This window comes from Tatumella sp. JGM94 (assembly GCF_018257595.1).
GTDB classification, from domain to species: domain Bacteria; phylum Pseudomonadota; class Gammaproteobacteria; order Enterobacterales; family Enterobacteriaceae; genus Tatumella; species Tatumella punctata.
In genome coordinates this window covers 61,180-76,316 of sequence record NZ_JAERJN010000009.1, presented here as the reverse complement: position 1 = coordinate 76,316, position 15,137 = coordinate 61,180, and the positions used below count along the sequence as shown (strand labels likewise).

Sequence of the window (15,137 nt, the reverse complement as noted above, 5' to 3'; positions counted from 1 at the left end):
CTTTTAAAAATCATTAATCATCGGGCAAAACCAGAGTATGGCGACCCAGATAAAAAATCCGCAGAGTAAAACAGCGCCGGTCAGCCTGCCGATAGTCCGGTTTTTCTTCAGGCAAATCAACGCAAAAACAGTACTGACGCCCAGCATAATCCAGTAATCACGGGAGAATGCATTGCTGTCGATACTGCCGGGAGAGACTAATGCCGGCAGCCCTAAGACAATCGCGGTATTATAAATGTTAGCACCCAACAGGTTGCCGACGGCAATATCCCCTTCACCTTTCAGAGTACCGGCAATAACGGTGGCAAGCTCGGGCAGGCTGGTACCGATGGAGATAAAAATTAATGCCATCACTAATTCACTGATCCCCAGATAATCGCCGACCACTGTCGCATTATCGAGGATCATCCCTGTTGCGACCGGTAATAATACCAGAGCGACCCCAAGCCAGAGGAAAGCGACTGTATTACCGGCATCTTCGCCGGGTAATTCTGCGACCTGTTCGCGTGTCAGCTGGTCTCCGGTGGATGCCTGAGTTTTGCCCGCGATACGGAGAATACCCCACAGATAAACCACTGCCATGACTAACAGGCAGGCACCTTCGGTGCGGGTCAGCATATTATCGGCTAATAATAACCCGCTGAGTAATGTGACCAGCAACATCAGTGGCAGTTCACGGCGCAGCAGAGCAGAGTGTATTTTCAGAGGATGGAGTAATGCGGCACCGCCGAGGATCAATAATATATTAGTGATATTTGACCCGAGAGCGATCCCCACGGCAAAATCCCGCTGACCATGCTGTGCGGCGGACAATGAAAGTATGATTTCCGGTAATGAGGTGCCGATACCGACGACAGTCATCCCGATTATCAGGGGCGGGATCCCCAGCGTCCGGCAAAGAATAGATGCGCTAAAAACAAGACGGTCTGCGCCATAGGCCAGCAACAGTAAGCCGAGAACCAGCAGAACAATAGCGACAAGCATGGGAATTCCTTTGCCAAAAGCCCGTAATACAGCCTGACTGCATCACAGTAAAAAGTAAGATCAACAGTAAACAAACGATGATTTTGACTGCCGAAACGTGAAAAGTAAATTTTATGACGGAATTACACAAAAACAGCCTGTAATTTTCTGTAAAAATGACAAGATGCCCTTCTCCGGACTGGCATCATAGATAACTAAAATTCCCGGTCACCTGTGAGGGGTTAACATGGTCCAGCAACAAAAAGGTTTGGTTGAAATCCGGGGAATGAGCTTTTCCCGCGGATCCCGAAAAATCTTTGATGACATTTCTTTAACGGTGCCTGAAGGAAAAATTACTGCCATTATGGGGCCTTCCGGTATCGGTAAAACCACCTTATTACGTCTTATCGGTGGTCAGTTACAGCCGGATAACGGAGATATTTTCTTTCATAATGAAAATATTCCTAGCCTGTCACGTAGTAAGCTGTATGAAGTCCGCAAGAAAATGAGCATGCTGTTTCAGTCAGGGGCACTCTTCACGGATTTAAGTGTATATGAGAATGTGGCCTGGCCATTGCGGGAACACACCTCTCTGCCGCCGGCACTTCTGCACAGTACCGTGATGATGAAACTGGAAGCTGTCGGGTTACGGGGGGCAGAAAAACTGACTCCGGCTGAACTGTCCGGGGGCATGGCGAGGCGTGTTGCCCTGGCCCGTGCTATTGCTCTTGAGCCGGAACTGATTATGTTCGATGAACCATTTGTCGGTCAGGACCCTATTACTATGGGGGTGTTGGTGAAGCTGATTGATGAACTTAATCATGCTCTGGGGCTGACCTGTATTGTGGTTTCCCATGATGTACCTGAAGTTCTCAGTATTGCGGATTATGCTTATATCGTGGCGGGCCAGCATGTGATTGCCCAGGGAGACGCGGCAGAGTTACGGAAAAATACGGATCCACGTGTTCGGCAGTTTATTGATGGTCATGCGGATGGCCCGGTACCTTTCAGGTATCCGGCCGGTGATTATCTCACCGATTTGCTTAGCCCCGGGAGACATTAAATTCATGTTGTTGAAAGCATTAGCATCATTAGGGCGCTGGGGGATCCAAAGCTGTGCGTCATTCGGACGTGCAGGCGTCATGTTGTTCCATGCCCTGGTGGGGAAACCGGAATTTGCAAAACACAGTCGGCTGGTGGTGAAACAACTCTATAGTGTCGGTGTGCTTTCTCTGTTGATCATCCTGGTATCGGGCCTGTTTATTGGCATGGTGCTGGGGTTACAGGGATACCTGGTCTTGCAAACCTACGGCGCGGAAACCAGTCTCGGTATGCTGGTCGCGTTATCGTTATTACGTGAGCTGGGACCGGTGGTGACGGCGTTATTATTTGCCGGCCGGGCCGGTTCAGCACTGACCGCCGAAGTCGGGCTGATGAAAGCGACCGAACAGCTGTCGAGTATGGAGATGATGGCTGTCGATCCTCTGAGACGGGTAGTGGCACCCCGGTTCTGGGCCGGGGTCATCAGCATGCCGTTGCTGGCGATTATGTTTACGGCGGTAGGGATTGCCGGTGGCGCACTGGTCGGTGTCAGCTGGAAGGGCATTGATGCGGGGTTCTTCTGGTCGGCGATGCAGAGTGCCGTCGATTTCCGTATGGATATTGTTAACTGTGTCATCAAGAGTATTGTTTTCGCGATCGCCGTTTCATGGATAGCACTCTTCAATGGCTATGATGCGGTGCCGACTTCTGAAGGTATCAGTCGTGCGACGACACGAACCGTAGTTCATTCGTCTCTTGCCATCCTTGGGTTAGATTTTGTGCTGACAGCACTGATGTTTGGGAATTAACGCAATGCAAAGTAAAAAAAGTGAAATCTGGGTAGGTATTTTCCTGTTACTGGCGCTGGCCGCGGCGCTGTTTATTTGTCTGCGTGTCGCTGACCTTAAATCTTTTGGTACCGAGCCGACATGGAAACTGTATGCCACTTTCGACAATATCGGCGGTCTGAAGGTCAGCTCTCCGGTAAAAATTGGCGGGGTAGTTATCGGTCGTGTCACCAATATTTCTCTGGACGACAGTACATTATCCCCGAAAGTTACCATGGCGATTGATGATGCTTATGCCGGAAAAATCCCTGACACCAGTTCGCTGGCTATCCGTACCCAGGGCCTGCTGGGGGAACAATTTCTGGCGCTTAATCTGGGCTTTAATGACCCGGATTTAGGATCTTCGATCCTGAAAAATGGCGATACTTTACGTGATACCAAATCAGCCATCGTACTTGAGGACCTGATCGGCCAGTTCCTGTATAAAAACGGCAACAGTAGTAGTGATAAGAGTTCACCGGCAGGTGCTGACAGTTCGTCTGCAGCAGTACCGGCCCATTAAGAGGATAAGTTTATGTTATTTAAGCGTTTAATTATGGCAGCATTGCTGGTTATTCTGCCTGTTGCGGCATCACAGGCAGCAGATTCTGTCGATCAGAGTAATCCTTACACACTGATGAATCAGGCTGCGGCGAAAACCTTTACCCGTCTGAAAAATGACCAGGCAAAAATCAAACAAAATCCTGACTATCTGCGTGATGTGGTACGTGAAGAGCTGATGCCTTATGTCCAGGTAAAATATGCCGGTGCATTAGTGCTGGGACGTTTCTACAATGAAGCAACCCCTGCACAGCGCGATGCGTATTACAAAGCATTTGGTGATTATCTGGCACAGGCTTACGGGCAGGCGCTGGCGATGTATCACGGTCAGACTTATCAAATCGAGCCGGCACAGCCGCTGGGTAATGCCAATATTGTCGCTATCCGCGTCACTATCATTGACCCGAATGGACGTCCTCCGGTTCGTCTGGATTTCCAATGGCGTAAAAATACCCGTACCGGTGCCTGGCAGGCCTACGATATGGTGGCAGAAGGTATCAGTATGATCACCACTAAGCAGAATGAGTGGGGTGATCTGTTACGGACTCAGGGTATTGACGGATTAACCGCGCGGTTAAAAACCTATGCAGCACAGCCGATTACTCTGGGTCAGCAAAACTGATGAATGCTGAACTCCACTGGCAGCAACAGGCTGCTTCGCTGCGGCTGACCGGAAAACTGGATCATGAAACTTTGCTGCCGTTGTGGGAACAACGCGATACGGTAATGCAGGGGATCAGTGACATTGATCTTTCCGGTCTGGAGCGGGTCGACTCATCCGGACTGGCACTGCTGATCCATTTGCAGGATATTGTCCGCCGCCACGGAGCAGTGCTGACATTCACGGGGATATCTGACAAATTACAGTCATTAATCACTCTGTATAATCTGCAACATATTATTGTTTCTTCTCAGGAAACTCCCTGACCTCAGCCTTTTCCCTCTCAGGCCCCCGGCAGCCACGGGGGCTTTTGTGTATTTAAGATAATGCCACTTTCTAATAAGATATGGGCTGATTATTATTATCGGAAGCTAAAAGCAATGGAAAATAATGAGATTCAGGCAGTCCTGATGCAGGCACTGTCGCTGGACGAAGTACATGTCAGTGGTGATGGCAGCCATTTCCAGGTGATCGCCGTCAGTGATATTTTTGAAACCATGAGCCGTGTGAAAAAGCAACAGACCGTCTATGCTCCGCTGATGGAGTATATCGCGGATAACCGTATTCACGCGGTATCAATTAAGACCTATAGCCCGGCTGAATGGGCCCGGGATCGTAAACTGAGCGGCTTTTGAGCCTGTTAGTCAGGTAAACGCAGGCCGGCAGGTCAGTACCTTTTATAAATGCTAATTGAGATCGGTGTTAATGGATAAATTTCGAGTGCAGGGTCCGACCCGCTTAAGTGGTGAAGTTACCATTTCCGGAGCAAAAAATGCAGCGCTGCCGATTCTGTTCGCAGCTTTACTGGCTGAAGAACCAGTAGAAATCAACAATGTCCCTGAATTGCGTGACATTGATACGACCATGAAATTACTGGGTCAGCTGGGTGTGAAAGCCACACGTAATGGCGCTGTTCATCTGGATGCCAGCGAGGTTAATATTTTCTGTGCTCCTTATGACCTGGTAAAAACCATGCGTGCCTCAATCTGGGCTTTGGGTCCGCTGGTGGCTCGTTTTGGTCAGGGTCAGGTCTCTTTGCCTGGTGGCTGTGCGATTGGTGCCCGTCCGGTCGACCTGCACATCAGCGGACTGGAACAGCTGGGTGCTGAGATCAGACTGGAAGAGGGCTATGTTAAAGCCTCTGTCGAAGGCCGCCTGAAAGGCGCGCATATTGTCATGGATAAAGTCAGTGTCGGCGCGACAGTGACAATTATGACTGCCGCGACCCTGGCGACCGGTACCACCGTGATCGAAAATGCTGCCCGTGAGCCGGAAATTGCCGATACTGCCGGTTTCCTGAATGCCATTGGCGCAAAAATCAGTGGTGCCGGTACCGACAGAATCACCATTGAAGGGGTTGAACGTCTGGGGGGAGGCAGCTATGAAGTAGTTCCTGACCGTATCGAAACCGGCACCTTCCTGGTCGCGGCGGCCATTTCCGGCGGTAAAGTGATTTGCCACAAAACCCGTCCGGACACCATGGATGCGGTACTGGCAAAATTACGGGAAGCCGGTGCGGATATCGCTACCGGTGAGGACTGGATCAGTCTCGATATGCACGGACGTCGTCCGAAAGCGGTGAATATTCGTACTGCACCGCATCCCGGTTTTCCGACGGATATGCAGGCCCAGTTTACCCTGCTCAATCTGGTTGCCGAAGGCACCGGAGTCATTACTGAAACCATTTTTGAAAACCGTTTTATGCACATCCCTGAACTGATTCGGATGGGTGCCCATGCTGAGATTGAAAGTAATACCGCGATTTGTCACGGTACGGATAAACTTTCCGGTGCCCAGGTGATGGCTACAGATTTACGTGCCTCAGCGAGTCTGGTGCTGGCGGGCTGTATCGCCGAAGGTGAAACCCTCGTTGACCGTATTTATCATATTGATCGTGGCTACGAACGTATAGAAGATAAACTGCGTGCGCTGGGTGCAAATATCGAGCGTGTACGCGGCGAAGAAGACGCTTCTCAGGCTGAATAATCCGTTACCGGACCATCAGCTACAAGGCCTGTTGCTTATGCACAGGCCTTTTTTATCGCCGCAGAAAATTACGCTGGCGGGAGATGCGGTTGCTGATTACGTGGCAGACGACGCATCAGTTTTTCTCTGTCCAGTAATTCATGGGTTACCGGATGGTAATAACGGCTGGGCCAGATTTCGGCAGGATGGATGTCAATTGCTTTGGCTATCAGCCATTCGCCTTTAGGCCATGGGCGGGATAAGGCATTAGCCAGTGTTGAAGAACTGAGTCCGGCATTTCGCGAGACAGCGGCCAGAGAGGTACCTTTCTTTCTCAGGGCAGCAATAATATCGGCAGTATGCCAATCCTTTTTCAGCGTATTCATCTTATTCTCCTTTTCAGATGCCGGTAATACTCTCCGGGATATCACACCATTTAACGCGATAAAATTACATTGTTTATGGCAACAGATATAGCAAAAAACGACCAATTATTTCATAAAAATTATCTAAAAAGCGCTAAATTACTACGGTGGTCGCAAATATGAAGAAAAGAACGCTGAAATCATCCGAAAATCAGGCGTCAGGGATCACAGGCAAAGCAGGGTAAGAAAGGATGGAGGCAATATGGGCTTATCGCCGGATCGTTATCCGGCGATATAACACAGAAGGATCCGGCTGCAGAAAAGAGTGATCCGTCGGGGGAGATCAGTGATCGCGCTGTACTGACATGTGTGCCAGAGATTCTAACGCTTCGCGCCACGGGCTGGCAGGCAGCACCTGTAATGCGCGAATCGCCTTATCGGCTTCGGCTTCAGCACGCTGACGGGTCCAGTTTAAGGAACCACATTGCTGCATGGCCTCCTGTACCTGATCTAACAGATGCCGGCCATTACCTTGCTCGATCGCCTGACGGATCATGGCAGATTGTTCAGGAGTACCATGTTGCATCGCATGTAATAATGGCAGGGTAGGTTTCCCTTCACTCAGGTCGTCGCCGACATTTTTACCCAGGGCGATATTGTCAGTACTGTAGTCGAGTAAATCATCGATCAGCTGAAAGGCTGTACCAATATAACGGCCGTAATCGCGCAATGCCTGTTCCTGTCCGGCGGTGGCATCAGCCAGAATTGCAGACGTCTGGGCCGCAGCTTCAAATAAGCGCGCCGTTTTACTGTAAATCACCCGCATATAGCTTTCTTCGGTAATATCCGGATCGTTACAGTTCATTAGCTGCAGAACTTCGCCTTCGGAGATCACATTCACCGCTTCAGACATCAGTGCAAGGATCTTTAACGATCCCAGGCTGGTCATCATCTGAAAAGCACGGGTGTAAATAAAATCGCCGACCAGTACGCTGGCAGCATTACCGAAAGTCGCATTCGCAGTCGCTTTACCACGGCGCATATCTGATTCGTCCACCACATCATCGTGCAGCAGGGTAGCGGTATGGATAAATTCAATCAGTGCTGCGTTCAGCACATGCTGGTCGCCCTGATAATTAAGTGCTCTTGCTGACAGCACTGCAATCATCGGACGAATACGTTTGCCGCCGCCGCTGACGATGTAATGGCCCAGTTGGCTGATAAGCGCAACATCGGAATCAAGCTGGTCAAGAATGGTCTGATTGACGGCCGCCATATCAGCGGAGGTGATTTCTGTAATTTGTTCTAAGTTCATACGTCTGTTCAGTTTTGACTCGGTTTTAGCCATCATATGGCCGTTTAAACAGGAGTGTCCAGATAGTTTGTATCGGCGTATATCTGAATAAATTTCTCTGTCGGCAGTAGCGGCAGCTCCCGGCAAGATCAACAAACGCCAGTGAACTACGAATGAAGCCTATTGTACTGGAAATTTGGTTACAGGAAACACCCGGCTGTGCCCTGTGTTTTTTTTCTGCAATACCCTGCAAAGGAGACTTGTCTTCTGCCTGATATTTGCGTAGAATTCGCGCCCTATTGTGAATATTTATAGCGCCGCCTGATTTAATCATAAGGGCTAGCGCAGAAGCGGAGTTTTATATGTACGCGGTTTTCCAAAGTGGTGGTAAACAACACCGAGTTAGCGAAGGTCAGACCGTTCGCCTGGAAAAGCTTGATATCGCAACCGGTGAAACTATTGAGTTTGACCAGGTTCTGATGATTGCCAACGGCGAAGAAGTTACCATTGGTGCTCCACTGGTTTCAGGTGGTGTTATCAAAGCTGAAGTCGTGGCTCATGGTCGTGGTGAGAAAATTAAAATTGTTAAGTTTCGTCGCCGTAAACACTATCGTAAGCAGCAGGGTCACCGTCAGTGGTTCACTGATGTGAAGATCACTGGCATCAGCGCTTAACAGGAGATTTGACAAATGGCTCATAAAAAGGCTGGCGGCTCCACACGTAACGGTCGCGATTCCAACGCAAAACGTCTGGGCGTTAAACGCTTCGGCGGCGAAACTGTACTGGCAGGCAGCATCATCGTTCGTCAGCGCGGAACCAAATTCCATGCAGGCAACAACGTAGGTTGTGGTCGTGACCACACCCTGTTTGCAACTGCAACTGGTCAGATCAAATTCGAAGTTAAAGGCCCGGACAACCGTAAATACGTCAGCATCGTTGCTGAGTAAGGTTGAAAGGTCCTGACAGTATAATCACTGTCTGACTTAACGAATTAAAGCCCCGCAGCTTGTGCGGGGCTTTTTACATTCTGCTGTCATACCCACACTAAATCCCCGCGTACCTCAGCAGAATGCTGTACACTGGACAGATAAAATACTGAATACTGATATCACTGGCATCCATGCCGGTATTATCCGCCGCCGGTCAGCAGAGTCGACCCTGGCGGGCCCGTTTGCAGGACCGTTGTCTGTGCAGGCGAAAGAGTGACGGAGAAGAGAAATGAAGTTTGTTGATGAAGCGACAATTCTGGTGGTCGCAGGCGATGGCGGTAATGGCTGTGTCAGCTTCCGCCGCGAAAAATATATTCCGCGGGGCGGTCCTGATGGTGGTGACGGTGGCGATGGCGGCGATGTCTGGCTGCTGGCTGACGAAAACCTGAATACCCTGATTGATTACCGCTTCGAAAAAGCCTTCCGCGCCGAACGTGGCCAGAATGGCCAGAGCCGTGACTGTACCGGCAAACGTGGTAAAGATGTCATTGTTAAAGTCCCGGTCGGTACCCGTATTATCGACCAGGATACAGGCGAAACCATGGGTGATATGACTCGCCATGAACAGCGTCTGATGGTCGCGAAAGGCGGCTGGCATGGCCTGGGTAACACCCGCTTTAAATCTTCTGTTAACCGTACACCGCGTCAGAAAACCATGGGTACCGAAGGCGAAAAGCGTGACTTGTTACTGGAGCTGATGCTACTGGCAGATGTCGGTATGCTGGGTCTGCCAAATGCCGGTAAATCAACCTTTATCCGTGCCGTTTCTGCGGCTAAACCCAAAGTCGCTGACTATCCGTTTACCACTCTGGTTCCCAGCCTGGGTGTGGTGCGTATGGATCATGAGCAGAGTTTTGTCGTGGCAGATATTCCGGGACTGATCGAAGGTGCTGCGGACGGCGCCGGTTTAGGGATCCGTTTCCTTAAACACCTTGAACGCTGCCGGGTATTATTACACCTGATCGATCTGGCACCGATCGATGAATCTGATCCGGTAGAGAACGCGCGTATTATTCTGGCTGAGCTGGAAAAATACAGCGATAAGTTATACCAGAAGCCACGCTGGCTGGTATTTAACAAAACCGATCTGCTGGATAAACAGGAAGCTGAAAGCCGTGCTAAAGCCGTTGCCGAAGCACTGGGCTGGGATGATAAGTATTATCTGATTTCTGCGGCCAGCCGTGATGGCGTGAATGCGCTGTGCTGGGACGTGATGAGCTTTATTAACGCGAACCCGAAAGAAGCAGAGAAAGAAGAGCAGAAGCCGGAGAAAGTCGAGTTTATGTGGGACGACTATCACCGTGAAACGCTGGAAAATAATGCTCAGCCAGCAGAAGAAGAAGATGACGATTGGGATGACTGGGACGAAGATGATGATGAAGGTGTGGAGATCATCTATCAGCGTTGATCCTTAAGGATCTTAACCCCTTTTCAGTCATAGCCGGAGCAAGACTCCGGCTTTTTTGTACCTTTAGCCTAACACCGACACTGTCAGCCTGGCAGTACAGCACAGCTTACCTTTACTGTTACGGATCTCGGTCTGCCAGACTTGTAACTGTGCACCAATATGCAGCGGATGACAGTTTGCATACACCAGTCCTTGTGAAACGGCGCGATGGTGGCTGGCATTGACTTCAATACCGACGACGCTTTTCCCTTCTTCGGTGGCGAGATAAGCCGCCACTGAGCCCATCGACTCGGCCAGAACCACCGATGCCCCGCCATGTAATAATCCGAATGGCTGCCGGGTCCGCGGGTCAACAGGCATTGTCGCTTCCAGATGCTGTTCACCGATAACGGTAAACTCGATCCCTAAGTGGCTGACCAGACACTGTTGTCCGAGGGCGTTCAGTTCATCCGGAGTCATTATCCGCTTCCAGAACCGTGACATATTCTCAGGCCCCCAGGGTGGCTCCGCCATCGACGACGATATCCTGTAATACCACATGACTGGCCTTATCGGAGGCCAGGAACAGAATCGTATCGGCTATTTCCTGTGGCCGGGCGATCTTCTTCAATGGGATCCCCAGCTTAAACTGCTCCGGAAAGCCATCAATAGTCTGCTGCTCGGCCTGTGGCGTTTTCCACAGACTGCGCTGCATTTCTGTGTCAGTTGAACCCGGAGAGACGATATTACAGCGCACGCCATAAGGTGCCATTTCCAGACCCACCGTCAGACATAAACTGCGTAATGCCGCTTTAGATGCTCCATAAGCGGACATCCCCAGCCGCGGCGCATGGGCAGAATTAGAGGCTACTGTGACTATCGCGCCCCGCTGTTGTTTGCGGAATACAGGTAATGTCTGCTGAAACAGGTTAAATGCGCCGCCGGCATTAACGCTGAGACACTGTTGCCAGTTTTCAAACGAAATCTCATCTGTTGCACCGGTCCGCAGGATCCCGGCAGCGTTGATCAATATATCCAGTTGTGGCTGTTGATGAAGTAATGCCTGGCAGGTTTGTCTGACCTGTATCGGATCGGCGACGTTCAGTAGCTGGCAGGTAAACGGGTAGTTGTGCTGATCAAATTTAATATCAAAAGCCGTCACCGTGGCACCAGCCTGGTGAAAAGCCAGCGCGGTATGATAACCAATCCCCTGGCCCGCACCGGTTACCCAGACCTGTTTCCCCTGAAATTCCGGTGAGTGGCTCATTGCTGTTCTCCTGCCAGTAATCTCCACCAGCCATCAATAGATGCATTTCTGGCCAGAGCCACAAAATCAATCTCCGGGCGTGCCATTCGCCAGCGTGCAGCCAGTGCCATAACTCTCACGGAGTCCAGGCCGTAGTCTGTCAGGTTCTCATCATCTTCCGGCTGATCGTCATCCTCAAGTAAAGGTAACACCATAGCCCGTAAGGCGGCTTTACTTTCCGGCAATAAAATAAGCTCATTACAGGTAACCACTTTTCCGCAGCGGCCGGCAGTATATTTCAGCGCCATCAGATGTTCTTCCCGGCTGAAGTCCGCCAGTGCATCGGCTACCATAAAGGGTTTTATATTACGCATAAAGGCATCTGTTGCTGTCGTCAGGCAGCCAATATGGGCATATACCCCGGTAATTATCAGCTGATCCCGCCCGGCATTTTTCAGTTGCTGTTCAAGATCTGCACGGTGGAAAGCGCTGTACCGCCATTTGGTCAGCACCTTGTCGTGTTCGCCAGGGGTCAGTGCATCAGTAACTTGCTGTTGTTCAGGATGACGGTTTAAGCCGGGTCCCCACATATCATTCAGCAACGCGCGATCTTCATCACTTTGCTGATCTGGTTGCGCGGTATAAAACACCGGGATCCCGAGGGCATAGCATTGGGCACGTAAACGGGCAATATTGTCCACTACCTGATGAATTAACGGGCTGTCACTGGCCCAGAAATTCAGGAAATAGTTCTGCATATCATGGATTAACAATGCTGCCCGTGCGGGTTCAAATACCCACTGTACTTTATTGTCGGGAAGTTCATCTGCGGCAGGCAGAGCATAGGATTCAAGTTTAGGGATACTCATGGTAACTCCATTGTCCGGTCGTCATTGGGTTATTTGGGCTGCTGGTTCAGCCATTCACGCAGGGCTTTTTTATCCACTTTCCCGACATGGGTTAAGGGCAGTGTGTCCTGCTGTACTATCCGGTCAGGCAGTTTAAATTCGGCGATACCCTGTTCACGCAGATGACGACGTAAATGTGCCGGTTTAACCGGTTGAGTCGCGACAATAAATGCGCAACTTTTCTCTCCCATCAGTTCATCATTCATTGATACCAGAGCAGCATGAATAATCTCCGGGTGACGTTGCAGCAGATTCTCTATCTCTTCGGCTGCGATCTTCTCACCTCCGCGGTTAATCTGATCTTTTTCCCGTCCCTGAACTTTGATGTTTCCTTCTGCGGTGATCTCAATCAGGTCGCCGGAACAGTAAAAGCCTTCGGCATCAAAGCAGGTCGCATTGTGAGCCGGGTTATTGAAATAGCCGCGGAATGTATAAGGCCCGCGTGTCAGCAGGCGGCCGGTAGTCCCCGGCGGTAACAGCCTGCCGTTCTCATCAGCCACCCGCACCTCGTCATCTTCAGACATTGGTCGTCCCTGGGTCGAAACAATAACCTCTTCGGGATCGTCGAGCCGTGTATAGTTCACCAGCCCTTCGGCCATGCCAAATACCTGTTGCAGCTGGCAGCCGATATCAGAAATTATCCGTCGTGCCAGAGATTCACTGAGCCGCGCCCCGCCGACCTGTAACACTTTTAAACAGCGAAGCTGCCGGGCATTTCCCTGATCACTGATCGATTGCAGCCACAGACTGACCGCCGGAGGAACCAGCGCGGTCATGGTGATCTGATGTTTCTCTATCAGCGGAAAGCATTGTGTGGCACTGGGGTCAGATGCCATTACCACGAAACCACCGGCATAAAATACCCCCAGACAGCCCGGAGAACTCATCGGGTAATTATGTGCAGCGGGCAGGGCGCACAGGTAGCGGGTATCCGCGTCGACGGCACAGATATCGTTGCTGGCACGGATACTGTAGTAGTAGTCATTATGGGTACGCGGGATCAGTTTCGGTGTACCGGTACTGCCGCCGGATAACTGGAAAAAAGCGACTTCATCTGCCGCAGTGGGATCAGCAACAAAATGCTCGCCGGGGGTGGTCAGCCAGTCCGTCAGACAGTTATCACCGGTGAGAGCATGGTGCATGACCACGGTTTTCAGTGACGGAACCTGTTGTATAAACTGGTCATCAGCAAACAGACCATGCCGGCGGTCAGCGATTAACAGTGCCGGGGAAATCTGTCCGGCGTAAGACAGTAATTCACTGCGCTGATGGCTGTACAGGGCATTGACCGGAGCCACGCCCAGTTTCAGGAGCGCAAAAAATACCAGGTAAAACTCGCAGTTATTACCCAGCTGTACTAAAGCGGTATCACCTTTCCTGAGTCCGGCCTGTTGCAGTTTTGCTGCCAGACGCGAACTGTAAAGTGCCAGCTGGCGGTAGCTCAGGCGGCTGTCATTATCAATGATGGCGATAGCATCATTATTCTGCTGGCGGTCTGAGATATCACTGAGTGGCCGATCCAGCCAGTACCCTTTACTGCGGTAACGGCTGGCCAGCGCGTCGGGCCAGCGGGTATAAGGGATAGTCATGGGAGTTACCTTTATTGGTCAAGCCCGAAAGCTTTCAGCATTGTTGTCAGTTTAACGCCGGTTTCCTGCCATTCAGCCTCCGGCACTGAAGCCGGTACAATGCCTGCCCCGGCAAACAGGGTGATGTCCTGCTTGTCTACCGTTGCACAGCGGATAGTGACGGCCCATTCACCATTTCCCTGGTCATCGCACCAGCCCACCATCCCGCCAAATAACTGGCGGTCAAAAGGTTCCAGCTGCCGGATTAATGTCAGTGCCTGAGTATGGGGGAAACCACTCAGGGCTGGGGTCGGGTGCAGCAATGCCGCCAGTTCAAGCGCATTTTGCTGCCGGTGGCTGACGGTTCCGTGGATCCGGGTCGCCAGATGCCATAATGTTCCGGTGGTCACCAGTTCCGGTACCGAGGGTACCGACAGTGTCTCGCTTACCGGTTGCAGCGTATTGCGCATCGCATCGGTGACCAGCCGGTGTTCATGGCGGTCCTTTTCTGAATTCATCAGCGTCTGGCCTGACTGCTGATCTGCGGCAGCCTCCGGATAACGGCGTGCTGACCCGGCCAGCGGGCAGGACCAGAAGTCAGTGCCTGCTTTTCTGAGCAACAATTCCGGACTGGCACCCAGTAACGCTGCGCCCGAAGACAGGGGGACATGGAAGTGATAATTATCCGGGTTTTGCTGCACAATCTGTGACATCAGAAGCTGCAGATCCGGTGGCTGCTGGCAGCGGGTCGTCAGTAACCGTGACAGAACGACTTTATCCAGTTCACCGCGTGCCATGGCCCGGACTGCTGAGGCGACCATTGCTGTAAATACGCTTTTTTCCGGTATCTGACGGGCAGGTAATGCTTCAATCCCGCCCCGTGGCGTGGTCTCAGTCACAGCGTTAAGCTGTCGACGATGGAAGAATGTACTTTGTTGCGGAATATACAATTCTGAAGGCTGGCGGGTATCAAAGGGGATAGCCCCGACAACCACCGGTCGCGTAATCCCGGCGGCCCGGGCATCCCTGAACGCCGTATCCAGCTGTTGTGCGATAAGAGACGGTGCGGAGGAGGTGGCGGATAACGGGCCAGACAAACGCCGGAAGCAACCCCGGGTAATCAGGCTTTTCCAGCCTGAGGTAAACAGAAAACGGCCTTGTAAGGAGGGAAATTCCTCAAAACAGGGATTTTCAACCTGTTCCTTTTCTACCATAATCGAGTCCTGGAATGATAAAATATCTAATAATGATTATCATTTGTATTGTTTCGTGTAACCTAACCGGATCCTTATAATGTGTCAATGAAATCGTCCTTTACAGGTGAAAATCCGCAGGAAATACGACAATCTCAATCAGTCAACC

18 protein-coding genes are annotated in these 15,137 nt (G+C 51.1%); 10 read left to right on the top strand and 8 right to left on the bottom strand.

Translation table 11 applies throughout. From position 1 onward, the window contains the following. Positions 1 to 3 precede the first annotated feature (3 nt). Entirely contained in the window at positions 4 to 984 is a 981-nt protein-coding gene (locus JK216_RS08450) for a calcium/sodium antiporter (RefSeq protein WP_212707618.1), read from the bottom strand. A gap of 226 nt (positions 985 to 1,210) precedes the next feature. Here JK216_RS08450 and mlaF point away from each other — a divergent pair, with 226 nt between their 5' ends. The 7 genes from mlaF (at position 1,211) to murA (ending at position 6,039) form a co-directional block, all read left to right on the top strand. Further along, the gene (mlaF, locus tag JK216_RS08445; RefSeq protein WP_212707619.1) at positions 1,211 to 2,026 is read left to right on the top strand and encodes a phospholipid ABC transporter ATP-binding protein MlaF; all 816 of its coding nucleotides are present in this window, start codon (positions 1,211 to 1,213) and stop codon (positions 2,024 to 2,026) included. Positions 2,027 to 2,030: 4 nt separating this feature from the next. Next, positions 2,031 to 2,813: a lipid asymmetry maintenance ABC transporter permease subunit MlaE gene (gene mlaE, locus JK216_RS08440; RefSeq protein ID WP_212707620.1), complete on the top strand. Its 783-nt coding sequence runs from the start codon at positions 2,031 to 2,033 to the stop codon at positions 2,811 to 2,813. A 4-nt stretch (positions 2,814 to 2,817) separates the two neighbouring features. Continuing rightward, positions 2,818 to 3,354, top strand: a complete 537-nt coding sequence (gene mlaD, locus JK216_RS08435; RefSeq protein WP_212711525.1) for an outer membrane lipid asymmetry maintenance protein MlaD — start codon at positions 2,818 to 2,820, stop codon at positions 3,352 to 3,354. 12 nt (positions 3,355 to 3,366) lie between these two features. Next, positions 3,367 to 4,014, top strand: a complete 648-nt coding sequence (mlaC, locus tag JK216_RS08430; protein ID WP_212707622.1) for a phospholipid-binding protein MlaC — start codon at positions 3,367 to 3,369, stop codon at positions 4,012 to 4,014. Then, a complete protein-coding gene (gene mlaB / locus JK216_RS08425) occupies positions 4,014 to 4,319 on the top strand; it encodes a lipid asymmetry maintenance protein MlaB (protein ID WP_212707623.1) in 306 nt (101 codons plus the stop codon). The genes mlaC and mlaB overlap by 1 nt, the downstream gene beginning before the upstream one ends. Before the next feature lie 114 nt (positions 4,320 to 4,433). Next, on the top strand, positions 4,434 to 4,688 hold the full coding sequence (gene ibaG / locus JK216_RS08420) for a BolA family protein (RefSeq protein ID WP_212707624.1): 255 nt from the start codon (positions 4,434 to 4,436) through the stop codon (positions 4,686 to 4,688). 70 nt (positions 4,689 to 4,758) lie between these two features. Continuing rightward, a complete protein-coding gene (gene murA, locus JK216_RS08415) occupies positions 4,759 to 6,039 on the top strand; it encodes a UDP-N-acetylglucosamine 1-carboxyvinyltransferase (RefSeq protein ID WP_212707625.1) in 1,281 nt (426 codons plus the stop codon). Between the two features lie 68 nt (positions 6,040 to 6,107). On the opposite strand, the gene JK216_RS08410 is transcribed toward murA, so the two are convergent. Together JK216_RS08410 and ispB are read right to left on the bottom strand one after the other, a co-directional pair. Then, positions 6,108 to 6,404, bottom strand: coding sequence for a helix-turn-helix domain-containing protein (locus tag JK216_RS08410; protein ID WP_212707626.1), 297 nt, complete (start codon positions 6,402 to 6,404; stop codon positions 6,108 to 6,110). A gap of 322 nt (positions 6,405 to 6,726) precedes the next feature. Further along, positions 6,727 to 7,698, bottom strand: a complete 972-nt coding sequence (ispB, locus tag JK216_RS08405) for an octaprenyl diphosphate synthase (RefSeq protein WP_212707627.1) — start codon at positions 7,696 to 7,698, stop codon at positions 6,727 to 6,729. A gap of 341 nt (positions 7,699 to 8,039) precedes the next feature. Here ispB and rplU point away from each other — a divergent pair, with 341 nt between their 5' ends. The 3 genes from rplU (at position 8,040) to cgtA (ending at position 10,074) form a co-directional block, all read left to right on the top strand. Further along, positions 8,040 to 8,351 (top strand): 50S ribosomal protein L21, encoded by a 312-nt coding sequence (gene rplU, locus JK216_RS08400; protein WP_038016880.1) that lies wholly within the window; start codon positions 8,040 to 8,042, stop codon positions 8,349 to 8,351. A gap of 15 nt (positions 8,352 to 8,366) precedes the next feature. After that, the gene (gene rpmA, locus JK216_RS08395; RefSeq protein ID WP_212707628.1) at positions 8,367 to 8,624 is read left to right on the top strand and encodes a 50S ribosomal protein L27; all 258 of its coding nucleotides are present in this window, start codon (positions 8,367 to 8,369) and stop codon (positions 8,622 to 8,624) included. Positions 8,625 to 8,895: 271 nt separating this feature from the next. Next, the gene (gene cgtA, locus JK216_RS08390; RefSeq protein ID WP_212707629.1) at positions 8,896 to 10,074 is read left to right on the top strand and encodes an Obg family GTPase CgtA; all 1,179 of its coding nucleotides are present in this window, start codon (positions 8,896 to 8,898) and stop codon (positions 10,072 to 10,074) included. Between the two features lie 63 nt (positions 10,075 to 10,137). Here the strand turns inward: cgtA and JK216_RS08385 are convergent, their stop codons facing one another. Genes JK216_RS08385 through JK216_RS08365 form a run of 5 tightly spaced genes read right to left on the bottom strand, consistent with a single transcriptional unit; the run spans position 10,138 to position 14,989 of the window. Next, positions 10,138 to 10,557, bottom strand: coding sequence for a hotdog fold thioesterase (locus tag JK216_RS08385; protein ID WP_212707630.1), 420 nt, complete (start codon positions 10,555 to 10,557; stop codon positions 10,138 to 10,140). A gap of 4 nt (positions 10,558 to 10,561) precedes the next feature. Next, a complete protein-coding gene (gene dhbA, locus JK216_RS08380) occupies positions 10,562 to 11,320 on the bottom strand; it encodes a 2,3-dihydro-2,3-dihydroxybenzoate dehydrogenase (protein ID WP_212711526.1) in 759 nt (252 codons plus the stop codon). Then, on the bottom strand, positions 11,317 to 12,168 hold the full coding sequence (locus JK216_RS08375) for an isochorismatase (protein ID WP_212707632.1): 852 nt from the start codon (positions 12,166 to 12,168) through the stop codon (positions 11,317 to 11,319). The genes dhbA and JK216_RS08375 overlap by 4 nt, the downstream gene beginning before the upstream one ends. Positions 12,169 to 12,197: 29 nt before the next feature. Next, positions 12,198 to 13,796: a (2,3-dihydroxybenzoyl)adenylate synthase gene (locus tag JK216_RS08370; protein ID WP_212711527.1), complete on the bottom strand. Its 1,599-nt coding sequence runs from the start codon at positions 13,794 to 13,796 to the stop codon at positions 12,198 to 12,200. A gap of 11 nt (positions 13,797 to 13,807) precedes the next feature. Further along, positions 13,808 to 14,989, bottom strand: coding sequence for an isochorismate synthase (locus JK216_RS08365; protein WP_212707634.1), 1,182 nt, complete (start codon positions 14,987 to 14,989; stop codon positions 13,808 to 13,810). Positions 14,990 to 15,137 lie beyond the last annotated feature (148 nt).